Here is a 1,351-nt window from a genome sequence, read left to right as displayed (position 1 = left end):
CGGAGGCTGAGGTTTCCCCACGAATCTCTTCGCTCAATCAACGCCTTGCGTGCGGACTGAAGAAACAGTGCGCGCATGATGCGGTCATTCCCCACGGGTTACGAGGCCAGAGGAGACCACACCATGCGCGCGACCAAAGTATTGCAAAAGTGCTTGGGCGATGCACTGCAGCCGATGCATGCGCTGCGCCGTCGTGTGTTGTTGCGCGCCGTGGAAGCGTTGATCCACGGCCGACGCCTGACTCTGATCGACGTCGCCCGCGCATGGCCCGATGCAGAGCGTATCCGTGCGCCGCTGAAGGCGCTTGATCGACTGCTGGGCAACCGGCATCTGCACGCGGAGCGTGAGCATTTGCATGCAGCCATGGCGCGCTGGCTGCTGCGCGGCCCGCATCCGGTGATCGTGCTGGATTGGTGCAATCTGAAGGCCGATCAGCGCTGGCATCTTTTACGCGCGGCGGTTCCCGTCGGTGGTCGTACCCTGACGATATTGGACATGGTCTTCCCCGACGGGCAACAGGGTTCGCCGGCGGCAGAGAAGCAGTTCTTGCAACGGTTGGCGACGCTGATTCCCGAAGATGTACAGCCGATCCTGGTGACCGATGCTGGCTTTCGCGCGCCATGGTTCCGAGCCGTCGAAGCGATGGGTTGGGACTGGCTTGGCCGTCTGCGCCACCGCACGCTGGTCAAGCCTGTCGATACAGTGAATACGCCGGATGCGTGGGTACCGTGTCGGGCGCTCTATGAGTTGGCCGTCGCCGCGCCACGCGACTTGGGGCTGATGGATACGGTGCGCGCGAAGCCATGGCGTTGCCGCGTGGTAGTGCATGCCAAGCCACCGAAGGGACGCAAACAACGCAATCGTCAGGGCGTGCCCTCACGCACCAAGAAGAGCAAGCAGAACGCGGCGCGTGAGCGGGAGCCATGGCTCCTCATCGCTTCACCGACACTGAGTCACTTGAGCGCCCGGCAAATGGTCGCGTTGTATGCGCGACGCATGCAGATCGAACTGTCCTTCCGGGACCTCAAATCGCACCGCTACGGTCATGCCTTTGAGGACAGCTTGACCCGCAAGGGCAAGCGCATCGAGGTGTTGCTGCTACTCCACACGATGGCGGCTTTCGCCAGTTGGCTGGTCGGTATGGCTTGCGAAACCGCAGGCATTGATCAATGGCTGATGCCGTTTCGATCCAGGCGACGGCTGTACTCGATCGTGCGGCTCGGCCGTGAGGCGCTAGTGAGACGATGGTCGAATGCCAGGCTTGAAAAACTCGTGGAGCAAATACGAAAGCCGTCTCCGGCACTGCTCGATCAGATGGCTGTGGCCGCATGAAAACGTGGGGAAACCTCAG

At 61.8% G+C, this 1,351-nt stretch carries 1 protein-coding gene; it reads left to right on the top strand.

What is annotated here, in order from left to right; genetic code table 11:
* The first annotated feature begins 123 nt into the window (after positions 1 to 123).
* A complete protein-coding gene (locus B0E51_RS11270) occupies positions 124 to 1,332 on the top strand; it encodes an IS4 family transposase (protein ID WP_077445017.1) in 1,209 nt (402 codons plus the stop codon).
* Positions 1,333 to 1,351 lie beyond the last annotated feature (19 nt).

Source organism: Rhodanobacter sp. C05, assembly GCF_002001165.1.
Classification (GTDB): domain Bacteria; phylum Pseudomonadota; class Gammaproteobacteria; order Xanthomonadales; family Rhodanobacteraceae; genus Rhodanobacter.
This window is presented reverse-complemented; position numbering and strand designations above follow the sequence as displayed.

Bases quoted from the DNA above. Each gene is read 5' to 3' on its own strand.
- B0E51_RS11270 (WP_077445017.1), top strand. From the start codon at position 124: ATGCGCGCGACCAAAGTATTGCAAAAGTGCTTGGGCGATGCACTGCAG.